25 protein-coding genes and 1 tRNA gene are annotated in these 25279 nt (G+C 65.7%); 8 read left to right on the top strand and 18 right to left on the bottom strand.

Translation table 11 applies throughout. The features are described 5' to 3' along the window. Positions 1-82: 82 nt before the first annotated feature. Complete coding sequence (gene rpoB, locus ACN9M4_RS14780; RefSeq protein ID WP_426299118.1) at positions 83-3604, bottom strand: DNA-directed RNA polymerase subunit beta; 3522 nt, start codon at positions 3602-3604, stop codon at positions 83-85. A 394-nt stretch (positions 3605-3998) separates the two neighbouring features. On the opposite strand from rpoB, the gene ACN9M4_RS14785 reads away from it, so the two are divergent. Together ACN9M4_RS14785 and ACN9M4_RS14790 are read left to right on the top strand one after the other, a co-directional pair. Next, complete coding sequence (locus ACN9M4_RS14785; RefSeq protein ID WP_426299120.1) at positions 3999-5198, top strand: acetyl-CoA C-acetyltransferase; 1200 nt, start codon at positions 3999-4001, stop codon at positions 5196-5198. Positions 5199-5247: 49 nt separating this feature from the next. Further along, positions 5248-5715, top strand: coding sequence for an aminoacyl-tRNA deacylase (locus tag ACN9M4_RS14790; RefSeq protein ID WP_426299122.1), 468 nt, complete (start codon positions 5248-5250; stop codon positions 5713-5715). Between the two features lie 70 nt (positions 5716-5785). On the opposite strand, the gene rplL is transcribed toward ACN9M4_RS14790, so the two are convergent. The 9 genes from rplL to ACN9M4_RS14835 all read right to left on the bottom strand — a co-directional run bounded on the left by rplL (position 5786) and on the right by ACN9M4_RS14835 (position 12222). Continuing rightward, positions 5786-6163 (bottom strand): 50S ribosomal protein L7/L12, encoded by a 378-nt coding sequence (gene rplL / locus ACN9M4_RS14795; RefSeq protein WP_120523157.1) that lies wholly within the window; start codon positions 6161-6163, stop codon positions 5786-5788. 77 nt (positions 6164-6240) lie between these two features. Next, positions 6241-6834: a 50S ribosomal protein L10 gene (gene rplJ, locus ACN9M4_RS14800; protein WP_426299125.1), complete on the bottom strand. Its 594-nt coding sequence runs from the start codon at positions 6832-6834 to the stop codon at positions 6241-6243. A gap of 317 nt (positions 6835-7151) precedes the next feature. Continuing rightward, on the bottom strand, positions 7152-8294 hold the full coding sequence (locus tag ACN9M4_RS14805) for a GNAT family N-acetyltransferase (protein WP_426299127.1): 1143 nt from the start codon (positions 8292-8294) through the stop codon (positions 7152-7154). Further along, positions 8273-9361: a GNAT family N-acetyltransferase gene (locus ACN9M4_RS14810; protein ID WP_426299129.1), complete on the bottom strand. Its 1089-nt coding sequence runs from the start codon at positions 9359-9361 to the stop codon at positions 8273-8275. Before ACN9M4_RS14810 ends, ACN9M4_RS14805 begins: the two co-directional genes overlap by 22 nt. 151 nt (positions 9362-9512) lie before the next feature. Beyond that, positions 9513-10220, bottom strand: a complete 708-nt coding sequence (gene rplA / locus ACN9M4_RS14815) for a 50S ribosomal protein L1 (protein ID WP_074587835.1) — start codon at positions 10218-10220, stop codon at positions 9513-9515. Positions 10221-10351: 131 nt separating this feature from the next. Next, positions 10352-10783 carry a 50S ribosomal protein L11 gene (gene rplK, locus ACN9M4_RS14820; RefSeq protein WP_115790318.1) on the bottom strand — a complete coding sequence of 144 codons (432 nt, stop codon included), beginning with the start codon at positions 10781-10783 and terminating at the stop codon, positions 10352-10354. A 130-nt stretch (positions 10784-10913) separates the two neighbouring features. Next, on the bottom strand, positions 10914-11675 hold the full coding sequence (gene nusG, locus ACN9M4_RS14825) for a transcription termination/antitermination protein NusG (protein WP_426299132.1): 762 nt from the start codon (positions 11673-11675) through the stop codon (positions 10914-10916). A gap of 115 nt (positions 11676-11790) precedes the next feature. After that, positions 11791-12072 carry a preprotein translocase subunit SecE gene (gene secE, locus ACN9M4_RS14830; protein WP_426299134.1) on the bottom strand — a complete coding sequence of 94 codons (282 nt, stop codon included), beginning with the start codon at positions 12070-12072 and terminating at the stop codon, positions 11791-11793. Positions 12073-12149: 77 nt separating this feature from the next. Next, positions 12150-12222, bottom strand: a tRNA-Trp gene (locus ACN9M4_RS14835). Between the two features lie 256 nt (positions 12223-12478). Here ACN9M4_RS14835 and ACN9M4_RS14840 point away from each other — a divergent pair. Further along, the gene (locus tag ACN9M4_RS14840) at positions 12479-13708 is read left to right on the top strand and encodes a pyridoxal phosphate-dependent aminotransferase (protein WP_426299136.1); all 1230 of its coding nucleotides are present in this window, start codon (positions 12479-12481) and stop codon (positions 13706-13708) included. An 84-nt stretch (positions 13709-13792) separates the two neighbouring features. Here the strand turns inward: ACN9M4_RS14840 and ACN9M4_RS14845 are convergent, their stop codons facing one another. Then, positions 13793-14476 carry a LuxR C-terminal-related transcriptional regulator gene (locus tag ACN9M4_RS14845; protein ID WP_426299138.1) on the bottom strand — a complete coding sequence of 228 codons (684 nt, stop codon included), beginning with the start codon at positions 14474-14476 and terminating at the stop codon, positions 13793-13795. Then, the gene (locus ACN9M4_RS14850; RefSeq protein WP_426299140.1) at positions 14473-15801 is read right to left on the bottom strand and encodes a PspC domain-containing protein; all 1329 of its coding nucleotides are present in this window, start codon (positions 15799-15801) and stop codon (positions 14473-14475) included. Before ACN9M4_RS14850 ends, ACN9M4_RS14845 begins: the two co-directional genes overlap by 4 nt. Positions 15802-15927: 126 nt before the next feature. On the opposite strand from ACN9M4_RS14850, the gene ACN9M4_RS14855 reads away from it, so the two are divergent. The 5 genes from ACN9M4_RS14855 (at position 15928) to ACN9M4_RS14875 (ending at position 20035) form a co-directional block, all read left to right on the top strand. Then, positions 15928-17373 carry a PspC domain-containing protein gene (locus ACN9M4_RS14855; protein ID WP_426299142.1) on the top strand — a complete coding sequence of 482 codons (1446 nt, stop codon included), beginning with the start codon at positions 15928-15930 and terminating at the stop codon, positions 17371-17373. A 1-nt stretch (position 17374) separates the two neighbouring features. Continuing rightward, positions 17375-17668, top strand: coding sequence for a hypothetical protein (locus ACN9M4_RS14860; protein ID WP_426299144.1), 294 nt, complete (start codon positions 17375-17377; stop codon positions 17666-17668). 96 nt (positions 17669-17764) lie between these two features. Further along, entirely contained in the window at positions 17765-18022 is a 258-nt protein-coding gene (locus ACN9M4_RS14865; protein WP_426299146.1) for a PspC domain-containing protein, read from the top strand. 146 nt (positions 18023-18168) lie between these two features. Further along, on the top strand, positions 18169-19194 hold the full coding sequence (locus tag ACN9M4_RS14870; RefSeq protein WP_426299147.1) for a 6-phosphofructokinase: 1026 nt from the start codon (positions 18169-18171) through the stop codon (positions 19192-19194). Positions 19195-19303: 109 nt separating this feature from the next. Next, positions 19304-20035: a GNAT family N-acetyltransferase gene (locus ACN9M4_RS14875; RefSeq protein ID WP_426299149.1), complete on the top strand. Its 732-nt coding sequence runs from the start codon at positions 19304-19306 to the stop codon at positions 20033-20035. On the opposite strand, the gene ACN9M4_RS14880 is transcribed toward ACN9M4_RS14875, so the two are convergent. The 6 genes from ACN9M4_RS14880 to ACN9M4_RS14905 form a co-directional block, all read right to left on the bottom strand. Next, entirely contained in the window at positions 20013-21530 is a 1518-nt protein-coding gene (locus ACN9M4_RS14880; RefSeq protein WP_426299151.1) for a DHA2 family efflux MFS transporter permease subunit, read from the bottom strand. The genes ACN9M4_RS14875 and ACN9M4_RS14880 overlap by 23 nt on opposite strands. Before the next feature lie 8 nt (positions 21531-21538). After that, complete coding sequence (locus tag ACN9M4_RS14885) at positions 21539-22123, bottom strand: PadR family transcriptional regulator (RefSeq protein WP_426299153.1); 585 nt, start codon at positions 22121-22123, stop codon at positions 21539-21541. A gap of 109 nt (positions 22124-22232) precedes the next feature. Then, positions 22233-22634 carry an ankyrin repeat domain-containing protein gene (locus tag ACN9M4_RS14890; RefSeq protein WP_426299155.1) on the bottom strand — a complete coding sequence of 134 codons (402 nt, stop codon included), beginning with the start codon at positions 22632-22634 and terminating at the stop codon, positions 22233-22235. Then, on the bottom strand, positions 22631-23716 hold the full coding sequence (locus ACN9M4_RS14895; protein ID WP_426299157.1) for a YgfZ/GcvT domain-containing protein: 1086 nt from the start codon (positions 23714-23716) through the stop codon (positions 22631-22633). The genes ACN9M4_RS14890 and ACN9M4_RS14895 overlap by 4 nt, the downstream gene beginning before the upstream one ends. Positions 23717-23738: 22 nt before the next feature. Beyond that, the gene (locus ACN9M4_RS14900; RefSeq protein ID WP_426299160.1) at positions 23739-24461 is read right to left on the bottom strand and encodes a flavodoxin family protein; all 723 of its coding nucleotides are present in this window, start codon (positions 24459-24461) and stop codon (positions 23739-23741) included. Positions 24462-24608: 147 nt separating this feature from the next. Next, positions 24609-25208, bottom strand: coding sequence for an FABP family protein (locus ACN9M4_RS14905; RefSeq protein ID WP_426299162.1), 600 nt, complete (start codon positions 25206-25208; stop codon positions 24609-24611). Between the last annotated feature and the right edge of the window lie 71 nt (positions 25209-25279).

The raw sequence follows: 25279 nt of genomic DNA on the forward strand, positions 1-25279 counted from the left end.
CTCTTGTTCTCTAAGTTCTGAAGTCTTGGTTACGGAAAGAGGAGGAGCGCGACGGCGGCGGGAGGCCGCCGTCGCCGGCTCACTAGACCTCTTCTACGGAGCTGGGCTCTGCACGAGACAGATCGATGCCCAGTTCTTCCGCAGCCGTAAAGACTGCGTCATCAGAGTCACGCATTTCGATCGTCGTGCCGTCGGTGGAAAGGACTTCCACGTTCAGGCACAGCGACTGCATTTCCTTGATCAAGACCTTGAAGGATTCCGGAACGCCAGGCTCGGGGATGTTCTCGCCCTTGACGATGGCTTCGTAGACCTTCACGCGGCCGTGGATGTCATCCGACTTGATCGTGAGCAGTTCCTGGAGCGTGTAGGCAGCGCCGTAGGCCTCAAGGGCCCACACTTCCATTTCACCGAAGCGCTGGCCACCGAACTGTGCCTTACCACCCAGCGGCTGCTGGGTGATCATGGAGTACGGGCCGGTGGAGCGGGCGTGGATCTTGTCGTCCACCAGGTGGTGGAGCTTCAGGATGTACATGTAGCCGACGGAGATCGGGTCCGGGAACGGCTCGCCGGAGCGGCCGTCGAACAGACGGGTCTTGCCGGAGGAGTCGATCAGGCGGTCGCCGTCGCGGGTGACGTTGGTCGAATCCAGCAGGCCGGTGATTTCCTCTTCGCGGGCACCATCGAACACCGGGGTGGCGAGGGTCTGGTTGGCAGAGGTCTCGCGCGGCAGGTTCGGCAGGTTCTTGACCCACTCCGGCTCGCCTTCGATCTTCCAACCGGTCTTCGCAACCCAGCCGAGGTGGGTTTCCAGGACCTGACCGACGTTCATGCGGCCCGGAACACCCAGCGGGTTCAGGACGATGTCCACCGGGGTGCCGTCGGCAAGGAACGGCATGTCCTCGACCGGCAGGATCTTGGAGATGACACCCTTGTTGCCGTGGCGGCCGGCGAGCTTGTCACCGTCGGTGATCTTGCGCTTGGCGGCGACGTAGACGCGGACCAGCTGGTTCACGCCCGGGGGCAGCTCGTCGTCCTGGTCGCGGTCGAAGACGCGGACGCCGATGACAGTACCGGACTCGCCGTGCGGCACCTTCAGGGAGGTGTCGCGGACTTCGCGGGACTTCTCGCCGAAGATGGCGCGCAGCAGGCGCTCTTCCGGGGTCAGTTCGGTTTCACCCTTCGGGGTCACCTTGCCGACCAGGATGTCGCCGGCCTCGACCTCGGCACCGATGTGGATGATGCCGCGCTCGTCCAGGCCCGCCAGGACTTCCTCGGACACGTTGGGGATGTCACGGGTGATTTCCTCGGCACCAAGCTTGGTGTCGCGGGCATCGATCTCGTGCTCCTCGATGTGGATGGAGGAAAGGACGTCCTCGGCGACGATGCGCTGGGACAGGATGATGGCGTCCTCGAAGTTGTGGCCTTCCCAGGACATGAATGCCACGAGGAGGTTCTTGCCGAGGGCGAGTTCACCCTGGTCCGTTGCCGGGCCGTCGGCGATGATGCCGCCGACTTCCAGGCGCTGGCCTTCGCTCACCAGGACACGGTGGTTGTAGCAGTTGCCCTGGTTGGAGCGGGCGAACTTGCTGATCCGGTAGCTGGACTCGGTGCCGTCGTCGTTGAGCATGGTGACGAGGTCTGCCGAAACTTCGCCGACCACACCTGCCTTCTTGGCGATGACGACGTCGCCGGCGTCAACGGCTGCGGCGCGCTCCATGCCGGTGCCCACGAACGGGGCCTCGGAACGGACCAGCGGCACGGCCTGGCGCTGCATGTTCGCACCCATGAGGGCGCGGTTGGCGTCGTCGTGCTCGAGGAACGGAATCAGGGCCGTAGCCACGGACACCATCTGGCGCGGGGAAACGTCCATGAACTGAACGTCGTCGGCGGGAACGAGCACGGGCTCTCCCCCACCACCACGTGCACGGACAAGCACGGTCTCTTCCGAGAACTTGTTGTTCGCGTCCAGGGGTGCGTTTGCCTGGGCAATCAGCACCTCGGCTTCGTCGTCGGCGGTGAGGTACTGGACCTCGTCGGAGACAACACCGTTGGAAACCAGACGGTACGGGGTCTCGATGAAGCCGAACGGGTTGATGCGGCCGTAGGACGCCAGCGAACCGATCAGACCGATGTTCGGGCCTTCAGGGGTTTCGATGGGGCACATACGTCCGTAGTGCGACGGGTGGACGTCACGGACTTCCATGCCGGCGCGGTCACGGGACAGACCACCCGGGCCAAGGGCCGAGAGGCGGCGCTTATGGGTCAGGCCCGACAGCGGGTTGTTCTGGTCCATGAACTGGGACAGCTGGGAGGTTCCGAAGAACTCCTTGATCGCTGCCACAACCGGGCGGATGTTGATCAGGGTCTGCGGCGTGATGGCCTCGACGTCCTGCGTGGTCATGCGTTCGCGGACGACGCGCTCCATGCGGGACAGGCCGGTGCGGACCTGGTTCTCGATCAGTTCGCCGACGGCGCGGATGCGACGGTTGCCGAAGTGGTCGATGTCGTCGATCTCGACGCGGATCTCGTGGTCTTCGCCATCGCGCTTGCCCGTGATGGTCTTCTCGCCAGCGTGCAGCGCGACGAGGAACTTGATCATGGCGACGATGTCTTCGACATGCAGGACCGAAGCTTCCTTGTCGCCAAGGGAGCGGTCGATGCCAAGCTTGCGGTTGATCTTGTACCGGCCGACCTTGGCCAGGTCGTAGCGCTTGGGCTCGAAGTAGAGGTTGCGCAGCAGGGCCTCGGCAGCTTCGACGGTGGGCGGCTCGCCCGGGCGCAGCTTGCGGTAGATGTCCAGGAGCGCGTCTTCGCGGGTTTCGGTGGTGTCCTTCTCCAGCGTGGCGCGCATGGAGTCGTACTGGCCGAACTCTTCGAGGATCTGGCCGTCGGTCCAGCCGAGGGCCTTCAGCAGCACGGTGACGGACTGCTTGCGCTTGCGGTCGAGGCGGACGCCGACCTGGTCGCGCTTGTCGATTTCGAGCTCGAACCATGCACCGCGGGACGGGATGATGCGCGCGGTGAAGATGTCCTTGTCGCTGGTCTTGTCCGCGGCCCGCTCGAAGTAGGCGCCCGGGGAACGGACCAGCTGGGAGACGACGACACGCTCGGTGCCGTTGACGACGAAGGTGCCCTTCTCCGTCATGAGGGGGAAGTCGCCCATGAACACGGTCTGCTGCTTGATTTCGCCCGTGTTGTTGTTCATGAACTCGGCCTTGACGTACAGCGGCGCCGAGTAGGTGGCGTCGCGGTCCTTGCACTCGGCCATGGTGTACTTGGGGTCAGCGAACTCCGGCTCGGAGAAGCTCAGGGACATGGTGCCCTGGAAATCTTCGATCGGGGAGATCTCTTCGAAGATGTCGGCAAGTCCGGACGTAGTGGCGACGCTCAGGTCGCCTTCCTCGACGGCCTTCGCAACCCGCGCCTGCCAGCGTTCGTTTCCGACGAGCCAGTCAAAGCTGTCCGTCTGCAGGGCGAGGAGATTCGGAACATCAAGCGGTTCGTGAATCTTTGCGAATGAGAGCCGGCGGGTAGCACCGTCGGTGCTGTCGGCATTGATAGCGGTTCCTGCGTTATTTACATTAGAGGTGCTCGAGGCGACCAAGAGGGATCCTTCCACAGACCTTCAGGCGTTTTCAGATCTCCCCCGTTTGTATCCCGCGGGCACAATGTCCGCAGGGCACCAATCCGGTTCCGCTATATGACCCGGGCTCCCGCCGGCCGTGATTTGCCTGGTCAAAGGCACGTCAATGGCGCAGCTGAGAGGTAAAGCCCACCGCTATATGAAGGCTGAAGGTTAACAGGGAAGACGCAAATATCCACAATACGGCAAATCGCCCTACGTGTCTACCCCACTTCCCCGCCGATTGCAAGCAAGGTTGCCGCAGGCACCTACCACTGCCCCCGCGGAATGCCCCGCCTCCTCCCGGCGTTGACATTGTGAGGCACACCATGCGTTGTAGCCTTGGCTCACTGGTTTCCTGAACGGAAGAGAGAAAATGAGCAACGCAACGGACAACAATGACGTTGTCATCCTGGCCGCGGCACGCACCCCACAGGGGCGGCTGAACGGCCAGCTGGCAGGATTCACCGCCGTCGAGCTCGGCGCCCACGCGATTTCGGCGGCCATCGCGGCCAGCGGGGTTGCGGCGGGCCAGGTCGACGCCGTCATCATGGGGCAGGTCCTGCAGGCAGGCGCCGGCCAGAACCCCGCCCGGCAAAGCGCCATCGCGGCCGGAGTCGGCTGGAACATCCCCGCCGTCACGATCAACAAGGTCTGCCTCTCGGGACTCACGGCAGTGATCGACGCGGCCCGCCTGATCCGCAGCGGCGACGCCACCGTCGTCGTCGCCGGCGGCCAGGAATCCATGAGCCGGGCCCCGCACCTGCTGCCCGGCTCCCGCCAGGGCTGGACCTACGGGGCCATCCAGGCTCTGGACGTCGCCGCCCATGACGGCCTCACCGACGCCTTCGACGGCCAGTCGATGGGCCTGTCCACCGAGACCCGGAACGTCACCCTCGGCATCGACCGCAAGTCCCAGGACGAAGTGGCGGCCGCCTCGCACCGGCGCGCCGCCGTCGCGGTCAAGGAAGGCGTATTCGACGGCGAGATCGCCCCCATCAGCGTGAAGCAGCGCAAGGGCGAGCCGGTGGTGGTGACCGAGGATGAGGGCATCCGCCCGGACACGACGCTGGACACCCTGGCACCGCTCCGGCCTGCGTTTGCCAGCGACGGCACCATCACGGCGGGCAATTCCTCTCCCCTGTCCGACGGCGCCTCCGCACTCGTGCTTTGCAGCCGCGCCTTCGCGGAGGAGAAGGGGCTGGAGTACCTCGCGGTGGTCGGCAAGCCCGGCCAGGTGGCCGGTCCGGACAACTCGCTGCACTCCCAGCCGTCAAACGCCATCAAGCGGGCCCTGGCGAATGCAGGCTGGAAGGCTGAAGACCTGGACTTCATCGAGATCAACGAAGCGTTCGGCTCGGTTGCTGTCCAGTCCCTCAAGGAACTGTCCTACCCGCTGGAAAAGTGCAACATCCATGGCGGAGCGATCGCGCTGGGCCACCCGATCGGGGCCTCCGGCGCCCGGCTCGCCCTGCACGCGGCCCACGAGCTCAAGCGGCGCGGATCGGGCAAGGCGGCGGTATCGCTCTGCGGCGGCGGCGGGCAGGGCGAAGCGCTCCTGCTCTACCGCGACTGAAGCTGCCGGAATCCGTGCGGGCCACGAGGGCCCGCGGAAGGAAGGAAACGTGAACGGTACGGAACGGTTCCTCGCCGATGCCCAGGCCCGCGGCTTGGATGTCCAGCTTGTGGAGCGCAAAGCCGCCCGCAGCCTGGAAGAGGCGGCCGGGATCCTGGGGATCACCCCGGCGGACATCGTGAAGTCCTTGGTGGTCAAACACCGGAACGGCAGCTTCCTGTTCGCCCTCATTCCCGGGGACCGGCAGATTTCCTGGCCGAAGCTGCGGGCCTTGTTGGGAGTCAACAAGCTCTCCCTGCCGCAAGCCGACGTCGCCCTGGAAGCCACCGGTTACGAGCGCGGGACCATCACGCCCTTGGGCAGCACCACAGCGTGGCCCGTCTACGCGGACGCCAGCATTGCCGGCCGGCGGATCTCGATGGGCGCCGGGGCCCACGGCTACAGCGCCTTCGTGGATGCCGATGCGCTGACGGCGGCCTTGGATGCGGTGGTGGCGGACATCAGCGACCCCGCCTGACCCCGCGTTGGCTTTAAGAGCAGGAAGCCCCGCCCGGCGAACCGGACGGGGCTTCCCAGAGCAAGACGAGTTACTTGAGGGTAACGGTTGCGCCTGCTTCTTCGAGCTGAGCCTTGGCCTTCTCGGCAGCTTCCTTGTTGGCGCCTTCGAGAACTGCCTTCGGAGCACCGTCGACCAGGTCCTTGGCTTCCTTGAGGCCGAGGGAGGTGATGGCGCGAACTTCCTTGATCACTGCGATCTTCTTGTCGCCAGCGGATTCGAGGATGACGTCGAATTCGGTCTTCTCTTCGGCCTCTTCAGCGGCAGCGCCACCGGCGGGGCCGGCGACTGCAACAGCAGCAGCGGTAACTTCGAAGGTCTCTTCGAAGAGCTTGACGAACTCGGAGAGCTCGATGATGGTCAGTTCCTTGAAAGCTTCAATGAGCTCTTCGTTGCTGAGCTTCGCCATGGTTGGCGTCCTTCCTTTAGGTGGTGCCTGTGCGGGCCGTGCCCGCTACCGCACCGGAGTTTGATTGGGGGGAGAACTTAGTTCTCTTCGCTTGCAGCTTCGGCTTCGGCCGGAGCGGCAGCTTCTTCTGCAGCCGGTGCTTCGTCAGCGGCCGGAGCTTCTTCAGCGGCCGGTGCCGGAGCGCCGCCCTCTTCTTCAAGCTTGATACGCAGGGCGTCGATGATGCGTGCAGCAGCGGCAGCAGGAGCCTTGAGGACACCGGCAACCTTGGCGAGCTGCAGCTCACGGGACTCGAGAGCTGCCAGGGCGGCAACTTCGCTTGCGTTCAGGGCCTTGCCCTCGAAGTAGCCGGTCTTGATGACCAGCTGCTTGTTGGCCTTGGCAAAGTCCGTCAGGCTCTTGGCGGCGGCAACCGCGTCACCCTTGATGAACGCAATTGCGGTGGGGCCGGCAAGCTGGCCGTCGAATGCTTCGACACCGGCTTCCTTGGCTGCAATGGCGGTCAGGGTGTTCTTGACGACCGAGAACTTGGTGTCCTGGCCGAGAGAAACACGCAGCTGCTTGAGCTGTGCAACAGAGAGCCCGCGGTATTCGGTCAGGACAGCGGCGGTCGATTCCTTGAAATCGTTCGTGATCTCAGCTACTGCGGAGATCTTGTTGGGCGTTGCCATAACCCTCCTTCCGGGGAATAGTGCCGGTCTTCCGGGTCCCCGCTCAAGAAGAGCTGCAACGAAAAACGCCCCGCGCAGATGCACGGGGCTTGGCTCGACGCGGTCCATGACCACGGAGACTTGCTTCGTTCACCTGCGCCGGCCGCCCTTTGTCAGGGTCCTTCGTCCGGGAATCCGCGGATCCTTCCGGGCGCAGCTGCATTGTTGAGCTTTGCCTTGGAAAGTGGATTCCCATCAACCGACGGTCTTTGGTAGTTCAAGGTTACGGGACGGAACAGCGCAACTCCAAATCGGGGCAATCGCGCACCGAAACCTGCTCACTCCGAGGACGTGGTACCGGCCCGGGCGGGAAGTTCCTTCTGCCAGAGGCCGGTGACGCCCGCCGTCGTGAATCCGAGCTGCTTGTTGACGGTCAGCAGGTAGCGGTTCTCCGGCGCGTTCCATGTGTAGATCACGCGGGCGTCGGGGAATTGTTCGCTGAGTCGCTGCATGTTGGCCACCTTGATGAGCAGGCCGAGCTTGTTCCCCCGGTGTTCCTGCAGCACGGTGGTGTCGTCCTGGAACACAACGTCCTGGCGCTGGGCGAGCACCCCGATGGTGGTCAGCCCAACGATGCGGCCGCTGGCGACGTGCTCGACGGCGGTGACAACAGTCCGGCGGCCCTGGGCGATGGCCGCGTCTTCCGCCTCGCGCAACATGCCGCCGTCGAACACGAGCTGCTCTTCCGCTGCTCCTGCCGCGTCGTCGTCGACCGTTTCACCCGCGGCGTTTTCCAGGGCGGCGACGGCGTCCAGCCACTCGTCGGGGCAACGGTCCGTCCAGTGGTGGATGCGGTAGCGGCCGCCGTTGGCGGCGTCCGCCTCCGCCTCGAGTTCGGACACGAGCTTCGAATCAAGCGGAAGCGCGCAGGAGCTGAACTGCTCGATGTGCTGGAGGGTGTAGCCGGCCCGCTGGGCAAAGTCCACCTCCCGGCTGGCCAGGGGGACGGAGCCCAGGCCGCTGCCTGGAACCAGCTGCCCTCCCGCATCGCCTTGCAGGGACGCCGCCGGATGGTTGGTATCCACCATGGCCATGGTGCGGCCTTCGGCCCGGGCAAGCTGCTCGGCTGCTTCGAGGAGCCGGCGGCCTGCCCCGCGCCGCTGGAATTCGGGGAGAATGTCGAGGGTGAATTCGGCAAGGTCGAGGTTGTCGGCGAGGGGCAGCGCGATGTCCACGGTGCCGATGATGCGCCCGTCGATCCGAGCAACCAGGATGACCTGGCGCTCATAGGGGTCCCCCAGTTCGAGGAGCTTTTCCAGCGGGGTGTAGGCGAGGTCGTCGCTGCCCCACAGCTGCATGCGGACCTTCCTGCTCACTTCAACGGCTTCGAGGAAGTCCTTGGCATCGGCCGCTTCCAGCGAATCGGGAATCCACAGCTGTCCGATCTCCACGTTGTCCGTCATCCAGTCCTCTTCTGCCATTCGCCGTATGCACCCGAGGGTGCGAAGCCAAGTGCCACGTTGATTGCCAACATGTAGCGGTTTTCTTCCGCGTTCATGGTGGTCACCCGTTCAACGCGGGGATATTCCCGTTTCAAGCGTCGCAGATTGGCGATCTTCAACCTCATGCCGAGCCGGTGGCCACGGTGCCCTGCTGCCACAAGCGTATCGTCCTGCTCACCCAGCCACGGCTTAAGCGGGTCCACATAAAGTGCCGTGTAACCACCGAGCACCCCGCTGGCCCGGTGGCGGGCGGCGACAACCAGGCAGTCCTGGCCTTCCTCCGCGGTCTCCTTCTCCAAGGTGCGCACCCGCGTCCGGTCCCAGGCCTCGGCTTCATAATCCAGGCCGCCCACGGGGGCGTCGGTGCTCATCCGGCCCATGAGGATTGCGAACTCGTCCACCAGTTCCTCGGGACAGCTGTTCGTCCAGCTGAGTAGCTCGTAGTCAGAGGATGCTGTTTCCGCCGCCGCCATCAGTCCTGACCAGTCGGGGGCGCCGTCCAGCTGCAAGGTGCTGTAACGGGTGGCCTGGGCGAGCGAGTACCCATGCCGGAGCGCGAATGCGGTACCGGGGGCGTTCCTGGGTACCGTTCCCGTGCCCACCGGGGACAGCAGGACGTCGGCGCCGTATTCCGGGCGTTCGGGGTCGCCGGAGCTCGCCATCAGGGTGCTCCTGCCTTCGTCCCGGGCCACGGCCTCGAGGTGCCGGAGGAGCATGCTGCCAAAGCCCCTGCGGCGGTATGGGCCTGCGATGTCAACGCGCAGCCAGGCGCTGCCGAGGTTGTCCTTCAGCGAGAGTTCCACGAATCCCCTGCCAACGATCTTCCCGTCGGCGCGGAGGTAGAAATTGCGGAGTTTGCGGTAGTCGTTGTCAGCCCAGCCGGCGAGCCGCGCGGGCAGCGATGCCGCCAGATCCAGGTTGCCCCAGTGTTCCATCAGGATCCCGTCCAGGGCCTCGCAGTATTCGCGGAACTCCGTGGCCTCCGCAGAGTCCAGGCCCGGCGGCAGGTGGAGTTCGTGGATGGTGGCTTCCGCGGCTTCGACCATGGTTCCAAGCGTAGCCCGCGAGGGGTCCCAGGCCGAGCTTGCGAGGGCGGGGAGCGGGTTAGGCGCTAGCCCGCGAGGGGTCCCAGGCCGAGGCTACGAAAAAGCCGCCCGGCAAATGCCGGGCGGCTTTTTGAAGCGGAACTGGTGAAGCTTAGGCTTCGGTCAGGACCTTGGTGACGTTCGGGTCGACGGAGATGCCCGGGCCGAACGTGGTGGTGACGGTGGCCTTCTGGATGTAGCGGCCCTTGGAAGCGGACGGCTTCAGGCGGAGGACCTCTTCGAGGGCTGCGGCGTAGTTCTCGGCCAGCTTGATGGCGTCGAAGGATGCCTTGCCGATGATGAAGTGCAGGTTCGAGTGCTTGTCGACGCGGAAGTCGATCTTGCCGCCCTTGATGTCGTTGACAGCCTTGGCGACGTCCGGGGTAACCGTGCCGGTCTTCGGGTTCGGCATGAGGTTACGCGGGCCGAGGACCTTACCGAGGCGGCCAACCTTGCCCATGAGGTCAGGGGTGGCAACGGCTGCGTCGAAGTCGGTCCAGCCGCCTGCGATCTTTTCGATCAGGTCGTCGGAACCCACGAAGTCGGCGCCGGCAGCGATTGCTGCTTCAGCCTTGTCGCCGGTCGCGAAAACCAGGACACGGGCGGTCTTGCCGGTGCCGTGGGGAAGGTTGACCGTGCCGCGGACCATCTGGTCGGCCTTGCGGGGGTCAACGCCGAGGCGGAAAGCGACCTCAACCGTTGCGTCGAACTTGGACGGGTTGATTTCCTTTGCCAGGCTGATTGCCTCGAACGGGGCGTAGACCTTGCCAGCCTCGATCTTGGCTACGGCTGCCTCATATGCTTTGCTGCGCTTTGCCATGCTGCTTGTTTCTCCTTGTGCAGTTGTGGTCTGCGGACCGCGCGGGGCCCTGCCACGGTTGGGAGTCCGGCGTGGACTACCAACATTTCAATGATTTCAAGTGCCGGTTTCCCGGCGGTTGAAGGCTTTGCTTAGCCTTCGACGGTGATGCCCATGGAGCGGGCGGTGCCGGCGATGATCTTGGCAGCGGCCGCGATGTCGTTGGCGTTGAGGTCTTCCATCTTGGTGGAAGCGATTTCCTCGACCTGTGCCTGGGTAAGCTTGGCGACCTTCACGGTGTGCGGGGTCGACGAGCCCTTGGCAACGCCTGCAGCCTTCTTGATGAGTTCTGCAGCCGGCGGGGTCTTGGTGACGAAGGTGAAGGAGCGGTCTTCGTAGACCGTGATTTCAACCGGGATGACGTTTCCGCGCTGGGCTTCCGTTGCGGCGTTGTACGCCTTGCAGAATTCCATGATGTTGACACCGTGCTGGCCAAGCGCAGGACCGATCGGCGGGGCCGGGTTGGCGGCACCTGCCTGGATCTGCAGCTTGATGAGGCCGGTGACCTTCTTCTTGGGAGCCAATGTAGGGTCCTTCTCTAAATAGCGTCCTGGGACACAGGAGCGTGCCTCAGGTTGTTGGCCGCCATGGCGAGGCGGCCGGCCGCCCCGCAACCGCTAAGCAGGCGGAAGCAGGGCGAAATCTTTGGGTCTGTCAGATCTTGGTGACCTGGTTGAACGCGAGGGTCACGGGGGTTTCACGTTCGAAGATGGAAACCAGCACCACAAGGGTCTGGGATTCCGGCTTGATCTCGGAAATCGTGGCCGGGAGGGTCTCGAACGGACCTTCCTTGACGATGACCGACTCACCGACCTCGAAGTCCACGGCAACCGGAGCAGCGCTCTGCTTGACCGGCTTGCCCTTTTCGGCCTGCTCTTCTTCGAAGACCGGGGCGAGCATCGAGAAGACCTCGTCGAGGCGCAGCGGCACGGGGTTGTGGGCGTTGCCCACGAATCCGGTGACACCCGGGGTGTGGCGGACGGCGCCCCAGGAAGCATCCGTCAGGTCCATGCGGACCAGGACGTAACCGGGAATGCGGACGCGGTTGATGACCTTGCGCTGGGCGTTCTTGATCTCAACGACTTCTTCCATGGGGACCTGGATTTCGAAGATGTAATCTTCCATGTCCAGGGTCTGGATGCGGGTCTCAAGGTTCGCTTTCACGCGGTTTTCGTAACCGGCGTAGGAGTGGATGACATACCAGTCACCCTCCTGGCGGCGCAGCTTGGCCTTGAATTCCTCGGCCGGATCGGCCGGTGCGGCTGCAGCCGCGGTGGCGAGGGCGTCGTCGCCGGCTTCTTCTCCGGCGGTTTCAGGCGCAGCAGACTCAGCCTCGGACGTATCCACGGCCTCCGCCGCGGCGTCCGTGCTTCCATCCAGCTCAGTCTCGTTTACCTCGAGCTCCTGCTCAGACACTTGGTCTCCTGCTTCCTCATTGCCTAACATGCCTATTTAAATGGCTCAATTCCACAAACCCTGCAAAATCCCTTGAATTTCCGGGGATTTCCGCACGGCTTGCGGAGTGATCCGTTTAGCGGTCCGTGGCGCCTGACCCGCCGAACACCCAGCTGACTCCGGTACCGAAGGCCAGGTCCAGCAGGGTGACGATGAGCATCATGACGGCCACGAAAACCAGCACCACAAGGGTGTAGTTGATCAGTTCCTTGCGGGTCGGAGCGACCACCTTCTTGAGTTCGCCGATTACCTGGCGGACGAAGAGGGTGATTCGAGCGAAGAAGCCGGCCTCGGCCTTCCTGGCAGGTCGGCCCTTCGAGCTGCTTGCAGCTGTTTCGGTCACCCGGTCCTCACTCATCCATGCAAAGTTGTTGACCCGGTTCTGATCAGAACCGTTGCCGCGTCTGCCCCGGACTGAAACCGGAACAGCCTGCGCAGGGCAGACAGGACTCGAACCTGCAACCTGCGGTTTTGGAGACCGCTGCGCTACCAATTGCGCCACTACCCTATGGAACGAATCCATGTTTTGGCCCCTCGCCAGAGGCGCGGACCATTGTGATGTTTTTCAACACCGGTGAACCAGTCTACGCAAGAACTTCGCGATAGTCGAACCGGGACAGTTCCGGTGTGTCCGGGCATCCTGGCTCCCCCGCCGCTGCCGTCACTTTCGCAAACAGGCCCGCAGGGCGTCCGCAGAACAGCATAGAGTAGAACTCGTCGTTTCCCATCATCCAGCTCACGCTGCCAGCGAAGAACGGTCCCACATGCCTGCCGGAACAGCTCCCGCCCGCGTTTCACAGAGAATTTCCGCCATTGCCGAATCCGCCACCCTTGCCGTTGATGCCAAGGCGAAGGCGCTCAAGGCCGCCGGCCGTCCCGTTATCGGCTTCGGCGCCGGGGAACCGGATTTCCCCACCCCGGACTACATCGTCAAGGCCGCCATCGAAGCCGCCGGTGATCCCAAGAACCACCGGTACTCCCCCGCGGCCGGGCTCCCGGAACTCAAGAAGGCCGTTGCGGCGAAGACCCTCCGCGATTCGGGCTACAAGGTCGATCCGTCCCAGGTCCTGGTGACCAACGGCGGCAAGCAGGCCGTCTACAACGCCTTCGCCACCCTGCTCGACCCGGGCGACGAGGTCATCATCCCGACCCCCTTCTGGACCACCTACCCGGAGGCCATCCGTCTTGCCGGCGGTGTGCCGGTGGAGGTCTTCGCCGGCCCCGAGCAGGGCTACCTGGTGACCGTGGACCAGCTCGAAGCCGCCCTCACGGAGCGGACGAAGATCCTCCTGTTCGTCTCCCCGTCCAACCCCACCGGCGCCGTCTACAGCCCGGAGCAGGTCGCCGAAATCGGCAAATGGGCCGCTGCCAAGGGCCTGTGGGTGGTCACGGATGAGATCTACGAACACCTGACCTACGACGGTGTGCCCTTCACGTCGATCGCTACCGCCGCCCCGGAACTCGGCGACAAGGTCGTCATCCTCAACGGCGTCGCCAAGACCTACGCCATGACCGGATGGCGTGTCGGCTGGATGATCGGCCCGGCCGACGTCATCAAGGCCGCCACCAACCTGCAGTCGCACGCGACCTCCAACGTCTCGAACATCATGCAGATCGCGGCCCTTGCCGCGGTCTCCGGCCCGCTGACCGCCGTCGACGAAATGAAGATCGCCTTCGACCGCCGCCGCAAGGCAATCGTGGCGGGACTGAATGCCATTGAGGGCGTTGACTGCCCGACGCCGGCCGGTGCGTTCTACGTCTACGCCGACGTCCGCGCCCTGCTCGGCAAGGAATTCCCGACGGCGAACGGTCCGGTCCGCCCGTCGACTTCCGCCGAGCTGGCCTCGCTGATCCTGGACGAGGTTGAGGTCGCGATCGTTCCGGGCGAGGCCTTCGGCCCCTCCGGATACGTACGCCTGTCCTACGCGTTGGGCGACGAGGACCTCGCCGAAGGCGTGCGCCGCCTGCAGGATTTCCTCGGCAAAGCCAAGTAAGAGCACATGAAGAACGCCCCCTCCGCTGAGGGGGCGTTCTTCATGCCTGGGTGCCATCCCGCACGGCGCCCGCGCAGGATCGGCTCAGAGCAAGCGGCGTTCGGCCGCCCATTTGGTCAGTTCGTGCCGGCTGGAAAGCTGGAGCTTGCGCAGTACCGCCGAGACGTGGGTTTCCACCGTCTTGATGGAAATGAACAGTTCCTTGGCGACTTCCTTGTAGCTGTAGCCGCGGGCGATGAGCCGCATGACCTCGAGTTCGCGGGCGGACAGGCGGTCCAGTTCGTCGTCGGCGATCTCCGCCGGTGAGGTACCGAAGGCGTCCAGCACGAAACCGGCCAGCCGCGGCGAAAACACGGCGTCCCCGTCGGAAACCCGGATGACGGCGTCGGAAATCTCGGCCCCGGAAATGCTCTTGGTGACGTATCCGCGGGCGCCCGCACGGATCACGGCCACCACGTCCTCCGCGGCATCAGAGACGCTAAGGGCCAGGAAGCTGGTGCTGCCGAGCAGTTGCGCCGACTTGCTGATCACTTCCCGCCCGCCACCGCCCAGGCCGCCCGGCAGGTGGACATCCAACAGGACGACTTCGGGGCGTTGTTCGGCGATGACCCGGATGGCGTCGTCGACGGAGCCGGCCTCGCCGACGACGTCGATCCGGGAATCCAGGTCCGCCTTCAGTCCCGAACGGAAAATGGCGTGATCATCGACCACCACCACGCGGACGCTGCGCCGGGTTCCTGCATCACGCGCGGTTCCTGCATCATTCATGGTCTTCCCTCTCCGTTGCGTTCGTCCTGGCCGGCCGCCGCCGCCGGAAGGCTGAGGCGCACCTCGGTCCCGGAGGGTCCGCTGCTGATGACCGCCGTGCCGCCGTGCCTTTTCATGCGCCCCACGATCGATTCACGAACGCCCAGGCGGTCCTTCGGCACGGCCTCCGGGTCGAATCCGGGACCGCGGTCCTTAACGAAGATTTCGCTTCCCGTGTCCGAACTCTCCAAATAAACGGATACCGCTCCGCCACCGTGCCGGGCCGCGTTGAGCATCGCCTCGCGGGCTGCCTGGACCAGTGCCTCGTGCCGTTCACTCATGGCGGTGTCCCCTACGCTGACGACGTCGACCACTTGCCCGTGGGTGTCTTCCACCTCAGCGGCAACAGCCTTGATCCGGTCGGCGAGGTGCCCGGAGTCGGCGGCCTGGTCCCGGTACAGCCAGCCGCGCAGTTCACGCTCCTGGGCGCGGGCCAGCCGGACGACGTCCTGTTCCGAGCCGGCCCGGCGTTGGATCAGGGCCAGGGTCTGCAGCACGGAGTCGTGCAGGTGGGCAGCGATTTCCGCCCGTTCGGTTTCCCTGACCCTGCCCGCCCGTTCGGTTTCCAGGTCCTTCCAGAACTTCAGGCCCCAGGGCAGCAACACAAGGGCCACGCCGCCGAGCACGGCCACCGAAGCCAGCAAGGCCAGCCAAGTCTGTTCCCATGAGCCCGACCCGGACACCATGACCAGCACGCCGGCCACCACCAAGGCCAGTCCCGCGCCGAGGCGGACCCAGCCGCCGGCCTGGTCCGCCTTGGTCTTGTCGACCAACCCTGCCCGGCGGGTCTCGTCCAGTTGCATCCAGGCGATGGCGGCACCGCCAAGGATGGCGGCTGCCGGAATCAACGTGCCCAGGGGCAGGTCCACCCCCAATTGCCGTGCGACAAGGATCCCGGCCACGAAAAGCAGCCCCGCACCGAGCAACAGTTCCCTGCCGTACTGGAATCGCCCGCCGGTGAACCAAGGGGCCGGGCGCCGGGCCGACGGCGGCCCTCCAGCGCGAGCGAACCCGTTCGCCGCAGGAGACGGCGAGCTCACCGCCGGCGCAATGGGTGACGCCGGCGGTCGGGCGGCGCGACGGGCTCCTTCGTCCGCGGTGGGCACCAGGACCCAGAGCCAGGCGTAGAACACGAACCCGGCGCCGCCGGCGAGTGTTGCCAAAGCCATGCCGATCCGCAGGTACTTCACCGGCCAACCCAGGTGTGCGGCGAGGCCACTGCAGACGCCGGCAATCATGCGGTCGCCACTGCGGAACAGAGGCGGGCGTTGGGCAGGGCTTGTCATGCCTCCATCCAAACACGGATCAGGGGGCCGGGAGCCCCGGAACCGGGGTATCCCAGGGGTCCCTCAGGGACGGTTCAGGGTATCCCCCAGTAGAGGCCACCCCCGGCCGGACGGCAGGATCGAGGTATGAACCAGAACAGCACACCCGGGACCCCCGGGCAGGGTGACGGGACCGGCCACAGCGGCGAACCCGGTGCCCGGCCCACACAGAACTTCTTCGACTGGATCCGCAGCCAGGGCATATCCCGCGGGCAGGACCGGTGGATCGGCGGCGTTGCCAGCGGCGTCGCCCACCGCTTCGGCATCGACCCGCTGATTGTCCGCGGCATCTTCGTCGTGCTCGCGATCTTCGCCGGCGTCGGCGTCCTGCTCTACGGCGTGGCCTGGGCCCTGCTGCCGGAGCCGGACGGGCGCATCCACGCACAGGAGGCCGGTGCCGGCCGCTGGACCGCGGGCATGACAGGGGCCGTGATCACCACGGTCATCGGCCTTCCCGGCCTCGGCCGGGGCGTCTGGGGCTGGGGCTGGAACGGCTTGCCCGGCCTCTTCTGGACCCTCTTCTGGGTGGGCGCGATTGCCTGCCTGGTCTACTTCCTGGTCCAACGGAACCGAAACCGGAACGGAGGAAACACCGTGGGCAATCAGTACTACGCGGGTGCTGCACCGGCGGCACCGACCGGCGGCACCTTCGCAGGGACGCCGGACATGCACGACGGCGGGCAGGACTTCGGCAACCGGCAGGCCTTCGCCGCCCCGGCAAGCGGAGGCCCCGCCCCCGCGACCGGGAGCCTTCCGCTCCCGGGCGAGGCACCGCCGTCGGGCATTCCGGGTTCGGGCATTCCGGGTTCGGGCATTCCGGGTTCGGGCATTCCCGCAGGGCCCGGTTTCCCCGGTGCCCCGACCGCGCCGCATTGGCAGGGCGGGCCGCCGCGCGGACCGCGCCGGCAGGGACCCGGAGCAGCGATTGTCGCGGTTTCCGCGGGTGCGGCGCTCCTGGTGGGAGGCACCATCAAACTGCTCGACGCCGGCGGCACCATCCAGCTGGGCGACGCCGCCAACGCGGTGGTCTGGGCGAGCGGCGCGGCCGTGCTCGGGCTGGGCATCCTGGTCGCCGGGCTCCGGGGCCGGACCTCCGGGTTCCTCGGTTTCCTTGCAGTGGTGGCGCTGGTGATCGGCGGGATCTTCAACCTGATCCCGCGCGGTGACCACTTCGCACTGCAGAACACAGAATGGACGCCGCTCACCATCGCGGACGCCCACAAGGGCTACGACATCACCGGCGCCAACGGGACGGTAGACCTCACGAAACTGGAACTGGACGAGCCCCTGGAATCCGGGCTGACAGTGCCGCTCAATATCACCGCGAGCAACATCAGGGTACTCATTCCCGAAACCGTGCCCGTGGAGATCAAAGCGGACATGACCTTCGGAAACCTCAAGGGAGCCGGCAGCATCAGCGGGGACGGCCAGTCTGACGGGCATCAGGTGTTCAACACTGGCAAACCCGGGGCCACCCTGGTCATCGAGGTGGACGGCACGTTCAGCAACGTCACCATCCAGGAAGGGAACTGACATGAGCACGCAGGAACAGGGACCGCTCTACGGAGCCAACGGGGACGGCACCGGACAGGCACAAGGGCCACGGGTCGGCACGGTGGTGTGGGGCCTGGTCATCGTGGCCCTCGCGGCGCTGATGATCATCTCAAAGCTGGGCCTGGTGGCCCTCAACGGGAACTACGTCCTGATCGGGCTCATGATCGGAGCCGGTGCGGCGCTGATCATTGGCGGCCTCGTCTCGGCACGTTCGCGCAGCTCCAGGGCGAAGGAAGCGGAAGGAAACGCCGGGAACGGAACCATCCACGGGTGACCACCACCTGAAAAAGGACCCAACCGCCCCAGCGGGCGCCGGCTCCGGCGTCCGCTGGGGCGTGACAAAACATCTCCGACAAGGGAGGCTCGAACCATGACCAAATTCTTCAGCATCATCCGAAGCATCGGCCTGAAGCGCGGTCCGCAGCGCTGGCTCGGCGGCGTCTGTGGCGGCATCGCCGCGAAACTGAACGTCGATGTCGCGTACGTCCGGGTGGCGTTCCTGCTTTTCTGCCTGCTGCCCGGTCCCGCAGTTGTTGTCTACATCCTCGCCTGGCTGCTGCTCCCCGCGCAGGACGGAAGCATTGCACTGGAATCCTTCCTCGAACAACGCGGCCGCAACCGCTCCTGATCCGGCGAATATTGCGGGATTGTTTCCGGGTGCTCATCCCGGCCTGCGGGCCCGGTTTGTGTCCTGCCCCACATTGCCGCCTACAATCTAGGGGAGCTCAGCGTGGCGCTCTGCACGTGTACCTCCTAGCCAGGATTTGAGCGCTCATGAAAATTGGAATCCTCACCAGCGGCGGCGACTGCCCCGGACTCAATGCAGTCATCCGCGGTGCAGTCCTGAAGGGCATCGCCATCCACGGCCAAGAGTTCGTCGGTTTCCGCGACGGCTGGCGTGGCGTGGTCGAGGGCGACATCATCGACATCCCCCGCACCATGGTCCGCGGTATCGCCAAGCAGGGCGGCACCATCCTGGGCACCTCCCGCACCAACCCCTTCGAGAACGGCGGCGGGCCCGAGGTCATCAAGGGCCACATGGACCGGCTCGGCATCGACGCGATGATCGCGATCGGCGGCGAAGGAACCCTGGCCGCGGCCAAGCGGCTCACCGACGCCGGGCTGAAGATCGTGGGCGTGCCCAAGACGGTGGACAACGACCTCGACGCCACCGACTACACCTTCGGCTTCGACACCGCCGTGCAGATCGCCACCGAGGCGATCGACCGGCTGCGGACCACTGGCGAATCCCACCACCGCTGCATGATCGCCGAAGTCATGGGCCGGCACGTCGGCTGGATTGCCCTGCACGCCGGCATGGCCTCCGGTGCCCACGCCATCCTGATCCCCGAGCAGAAGATCTCGATCGACCAGATCACCGAATGGGTCAAGGAAGCCCACGACCGTGGCCGCGCCCCGCTCGTGGTGGTCGCCGAAGGCTTCGTGCCCGACCACATGGAAGCCCCGCACTCCGAGCGCGGCCTGGACACCTTCGGCCGCCCGCGCCTTGGCGGCATCGCGGACCAGCTCGCCCCGGAGATCGAGGCCCGCACCGGCATCGAGACCCGCGCCACGATCCTGGGCCACATCCAGCGCGGCGGCGTCCCGTCCGCCTTCGACCGGGTACTCGCCACCCGCCTGGGCATGGCCGCCATCGATTCCGTGGTGGAAGGCCGCTGGGGCACCATGGTCTCCCTCAACGGCACCGACATCGTGCACGTCGGCTTCGAAGCGGCCCTCGGCAGGCTCAAGACCGTCCCGCAGCACCGCTACGACGAAGCCGCCGTGCTGTTCGGCTAAAGTCCGTGCTGTTCGGCTACGAGGCGAACACCAGAGCGGGGCCCGTGTCTTCCGGCACGGGCCCGCTCTGCGTCTCCGGAGCTGTTCCCTCTCTGCCTACACTCGATGCATGGGATTTGCTGAGGGATCTGCCGATATCGTCCTGCTGGCCTGGGCACGTCATCTTGGATTCGACGACGCCGCATTCGCCCACGTGCGCTTCTCCCCGGCGGCCACTGCCAGTGAACGGCTGGTCCGGGAGGAGGACGGCTCGGATTCCATCACCTTCGTCCGGCTTTTCGGGCACTCGGCCCTCGTGGGTCCCCCCTGGGCTGCCGCGGCGGCCGGCGAATACAGCGACGAAGAACTCAGCGAGCACGCCACGCTGCTGCGCATGAGCCGCGAACACGGCGGCCACGGCCTGGGCACCTCGGCCCTGCTGTTCGCCGATGACCTGCCCCTCGCCCAACCCCGCGGCGAACTGACCGTCTCCCACGGGCACCCGGAGGCCATCGAGCTGGAAGGCATGTGCCCGCCCGATGACGTCAACGAAGCCCGCCTGGGCTCCATGAGCCATTGCTACACCGTGATGGACGGCCCCGGAAATGACGGCAGCCCCGTGGCCTGCGGTGCCTACGCCGAGTGGGAGGGCATCCTGGCAGACATGGGCGTCCTGGTCCGGCCGGACCTCCGCCGCCAGGGCCTGGGCACGCTGGCCGCCTCGATCGCATCACACGAAGCACTCGCCTCCGGCCTGACCCTGCAGTGCCGCGCCGCGCTGGACAACCGCGGCGCACTTGCCCTGGCCAGGAGCCTGGGATTCGCCGACGGCGGTACGGTCACTTCCGTGCTGCTGCGTTGACCCCCTCGTCCGACGGCGCCTTGGCTCCCCAGCCCTGGACAGCTTTCGGTTTGCCGAATAGCAAAGCCGCCATGGCGCCCACCAGGATCGCAAAGGCGGGCAACAGCACCGACTGGGACATCGCCGTCGAGAATCCCGCGTGCAGGAACTCCGGCAGCTGCCCGCCAACCGGCCCCTCCCCGCCCGGGGCGCCGCCGGGAGCGGCCGGCAGCTCGGCGGCGAGCCGGGCCTGGATCAGCGAGGCGATCGCGGCCGAGCCGAGCACCGCCCCGATCTGCCGGGTGGTGTTGAAGACGCCGGATCCGGCACCGGCCTGGCGCGGCGGAAGGTTGCGGGTTGTCGCGTTGGAAACGGGGCCCCAGATGAAGCCGTTGGCCACACCCTGCAGAGCACTGGGAAGCAAGAACATCCAGATGGGGGTGTCGGGCTTGAGCAGGGCGCCGGTCCAGAAAAGCGCCGTGGACAGGCATATGAGGCCGAACGCGGCGAACCAGCGGGGGTTGAACCGGTCGATCAGCTTGCCCACGAAGGGTGCCAAAGCACCGGAGAGCACCGCCATGGGGATCATCAGCAGCGCCGACTGGGTGGGAGTCAGGCCACGGACCACCTGATAGTAGAAGATGGTAGGCAGCGGAAACGCAGTGATGGTGAAGCCCACGGCCATGATGGTCGTATTGCCCACGGAGAAGTTGCGCTCCTTGAACAGCCCCAGCGGCAGCAACGGCTCCCCGCCGCGGCGCTCCAGGATCCACTGCCACACCACGAAGAGCGCCAGGACCACGATGCCGGCGATGATCAGTCCCCAGACCGTGACGGGCCCGACGACGGTTCCCCAGTGGTAGCTCTGGCCCTCCTGGATGCCGAACACCAGCAGGAACATCCCGACGGCAGAAAGCAGCACGCCCGGGATGTCGAACCGGTGGCTGTGGGTGCCCAGCGCGGGCACGAAGCGGGTGACCGCCAGGAAACCGATCAGCCCGATGGGCACGTTGACGAAGAAGATCCATTCCCAGCCCAGGCCGTCCACCAGCACGCCGCCCAGGATCGGTCCGACCAGGATCGCCATGCCTGCGGTGGCTCCCCAGAGGCCCATGGCCGCGCCGCGGCGGTCCGGCGGGAAGATCCGGGTGATGACGGCCATGGTCTGCGGGGTCATCATGGCCGCGCCGAAGCCTTGGACGGCGCGCGCGGCGATCAGCGTGCCGACGTCGCCCGAAAGCCCGCACCAGAGGGAGGCGAGCGTGAAGACCACCAGCCCCGAAAGGTAGAGGTTCTTGGGACCAAAACGGTCCCCGAGCCGCCCGGTGATGAGCAGCGGCACGGCGTAGGCCAGGAGGTAGGCGCTCGTCACCCAGATGACGGCGTTGATGTCAGCGTTGAGTCCTTCCATGATCCGCGGGTTCGCCACGGAAACGATGGTTGAGTCGATCAGGATCATGAAGAAACCGATGACGAGGGACCACAGGGCGGGCCAGGGTTTGGCTACTTGTTCCACGGGTTTCCTTAGTCTTTTGTGGTTGCGGGGGTTTGCCAAGGCAGTCCGCCGCTGCGGAGCTCCGCCTGGAAGCTGCGGATCCAGTCAATCTCGCACCGCAGCATGGCTTGCTGGTATTCGACGTCCACCCAGTACCTGCGCTCGACCCCTTTGGCGATAGCCGCTTCGCGGCCTTCCGCCAGGAACGCGAGTTGTTCGTCGAGGGCGGCGAGCCGGATATCCAGGAGTTCGAGGACGACGTCGGAAGGCAGGTTGTGTGCCTCCGCGATCGCATGCGGGAAGGCCGGGTACTCGTTGACGGCCTCGGAGAGCATTCCCGCCAGCCGCTGCGAGAGGGCGGCCCTTCCGTCATCGGTGATCCGGTAGGTGGTGCGTTCGGGGCGGCGGCCGTCACGGTCCGTTCCCGTGGCCTCAAGCAGGCCGTCCGACTCCAAGCGGGCCACCGCGTGGTAGAGAGTGCCTGGCCGGACCTTCACCAAGCGGTCCTCATGGCGAGCCATCAGGAGCTGGTACATCTCATAGGGGTGCATGGGTGCTTCCGCCAGGAGCGCCAGGGCGGCGACCCCCAGCGGGGACAGCTGAGAGCGTGCCATTCGTGCTCCTCACTGAAGTTGCTTATTCCACAACGACTATTCCATGTGGAATATTTGGGCGCAACTATCCGCAACTGTGCGTCCTGACCCACGGCCCCGGTGGGAAGCGTCAGCCGAGGAGCTGCAGGATCTCCGCGCGCGCGAACATCCGGGCTGCTTCCCGCGCAGTCGGGCTGCCGGCGTCGGGATCCGCCCCGGCGTCGATCAGCACCCGGGCGACATCCGTGTATCCCTTGAACACCGCGCCGGCGAGCGGCGTCTGGCCGCGGCTGTTGGGGGCGGAGGCATCCGCCCCGTGGTGCAGCAGGAGCTGGACGGTCTCCGGATGGCCATGGTACGCGGCAAGCATCAGCAGCGAATCCCCGGCGGAATTGCAGAGACCGGCCGGGGCTCCGGCGTCGAGGTAGCTGCGGAGCACGGGGTCGTCGCCCTCGCGGACGGCGTCGAACATGGCCTCTGCCAGGGCGGCGTCTTCGTCCTCGATGCCTTGGGTTTCGGGAGTTTCGCTCATCGGTGTGGTCCCTTCAGGAATCCGCTCTGGCGCCCCACTACCTGGCCGGCATCGGGCGCGACAATCACTTCCTGGGCGGCGGCGTAACTTTCGTCGCCGTCCTGAACGGCAAGCACCTCGGCCGGATCCACGGACCGCTTGATGAGGGCCAGCCCCACGGCGCCCATCTCATAATGCTGGGCCACAGACGTCAGGGTACCCACTTTCCGGCCCGCTGCAAGCACGTCGCTTCCGGCCACCGGCAGGGTGTGCAGGGAACCGTCGAGTTGCAGGAAGACGAGCCGCCGCGGCGGGTGGCCAAGGTTGTGCACCCGGGCGATGGTTTCCTGCCCCTTGTAGCAGCCCTTGGACAGATGCACCGAGGTCCGCAGCAGGTCCAGTTCGTGCGGAATGACCCGTTCGTCGGTCTCTGCGCCAAGCCGGGGCCGCCAGGCCGCGATCCGCAAGGCCTCCGAGGCCAGGGTGCCCGCCAAGGCCAGGCCCTCCACCGCGTCTTCGAGTTCGGCGGCCGGGATCAGGTATTCGAACCAGGGACGTTCCAGCCCCGGATGCAAGTCCTCGGCAACCACGCTGTAGGAGTATCCGCCCGCACCCACCTGCGGCCAGGGATCCTCCCAGATGATCCGGTCCGCCCATGCCTCCACCCGTTTGGTGGAACCCACCGTGGCCCACTCCCCCGAAACGTCCGCGACCTCGACGCGCAGCATGAACTTCATCTTGGTCAGCCACTCCGCCAACGGGGCGGCCTCTACGGCTTCGACCAGCAGCCAGGCGGTTTCGCCGTCGTCCACGATCCTGGCATCGAACTCGATCCGGCCCTGCACCGTCAGCAGCAGCAGTTCGCTTGAAACACGCGGCGGCAGGTTGGTCACCTGCTGGGAGGACAGCGTGTTCAGCCAACTGAGCCGGTCCGGTCCGGTAACGGTGACGACGCCGCGGTGCGAAAGGTCGACGACGGCGGTTCCGGCGGCCAGGGCGCGCTGCTCGCGCAGTGGCTCGCCATAGTGGGCGGCGACGCCGGCATCGGCGCCCCCGCCTTCGACGGCGCCAGGGCGCGACAACAGGGGGCTTTTATAAGTCATATCCAGTAGAAGTCCTTTGGGCCTAGCGGTATTCCGGGTTTTCGAAGTCGAAGCGGGTTCCGGCCTTCCATTCGGCCGGGAGGTTGCCGTAGGCGGGAATGCCGCCGGCGTCCTTGAGCAGGCGCGCCAGGTGGAGGAGGTTCCAGGTCATGAACGTGGTGTTCCGGTTGGTGAAGTCGCTTTCCGGGCCGCCGGAACCTTCGTCCAGGTAACTCGGGCCGGGACCCACCGCGCCGATCCAGCCGGCATCGGCCTGCGGCGGAATGGTGAAGCCGACGTGCTGGAGGCTGTACAGCACGTTCATGGCACAGTGCTTGATGCCGTCCTCGTTGCCAGTGATCAGGCAGCCGCCGACCTTGGGATAGTACGCCCATTGGCCCTTGCTGTTGAGCTGCCCGGAATGCGCGTAAAGGCGTTCAATGATCTTCTTGGTCTGGGAGGAGTTGTCCCCCAGCCAGATGGGCCCCGCGAGCACCACGATGTCCGCTTCCTGGACGGCAGGGTAGAGCTCCGGCCATTCATCGCTGGCCCAGCCGTGTTCGCGCATGTCCGGATAGACCCCGGGGGCGATGTTGTGGTCGACCGTGCGTATAACGCGGGTGCTGACGCCTTGCTTTTCCATGATGCGGCGGCTGACCTCGATCAGGCCTCCGGTATGGCTGAGCTGCGGCGACGGCTTCAGCGTCCCGTTGAAGAAGACGGCCTTGAGGCCGGCGTAGCCGCCCGGTTTCACCTGTTCTTCCATCGGATCACTCCCTTGGCCGCGTGAGCTGGACCTGAGCCAGCTTGCACATGGAACCATGGTGCCCGGGGACGGCAGATCAGGGAACGCTGTTCAGGAGACCTTCCCCAGGAAACCCTTATTCAGAAACCCTTATTCAGGAAACCTTGTTCAGGAAACCTTGTTCAGGAACGCCGAAGCGTGGGCTTCGAGGGACTTGCCGGCAGCGGCGACGTCCCAACGCCAGAGCAAGTTGCCGTCCACCAGGCCGAAGATCCGGGTGGCCGCCGTGTATTCCTTCGAATGGCTGCCGCGCATCACCATGTCGGTGCTGAGCTGGATCTGGGGCCCCTTGATCTGGCCGTAGTAGAGCTCGGAAATGCCACCCGGATGTGTGATGGTCACCGTCAGGTCGAAGCCGCCGTCGGCATTGCGGCGGGCTTCGACGTCGTCGGCGTTCTTCAGCACGGGAACCATGTCCGCGGGAATCAGCCCGGGCCCGCCGTCGGCCTCGACCAGTTCGCGCTCAAGCGCCCAGAACCCGGTTTCCACGGTCAACGGCCGCAGCTTGGTGCCTTGCTCGTCGCTGAGCCAGCTTTCGGCGCGGTACTGCAGGTATGGCAGGCCGTTGTGCGTAAAGGAGACGTGCTGGATGAAATGTTCGGAATCCTCTTCACCGCTTCCCAGGCGTCCGCGGCCTTCCCACTCACCGATGAGCCAGGACAGGGGGACGAGTTCGGGTGTCAGATCCGTGGGAATTTCAATGGGCACAGCAGTTCTACCTCAGCGCGACAGGGAAACGACTATTACTTCTGGCCCTTGAAAAGGCGGTAAACGACGAA

Source organism: Arthrobacter sp. R-11 (assembly GCF_049913155.1).
Taxonomy (GTDB): domain Bacteria; phylum Actinomycetota; class Actinomycetes; order Actinomycetales; family Micrococcaceae; genus Arthrobacter.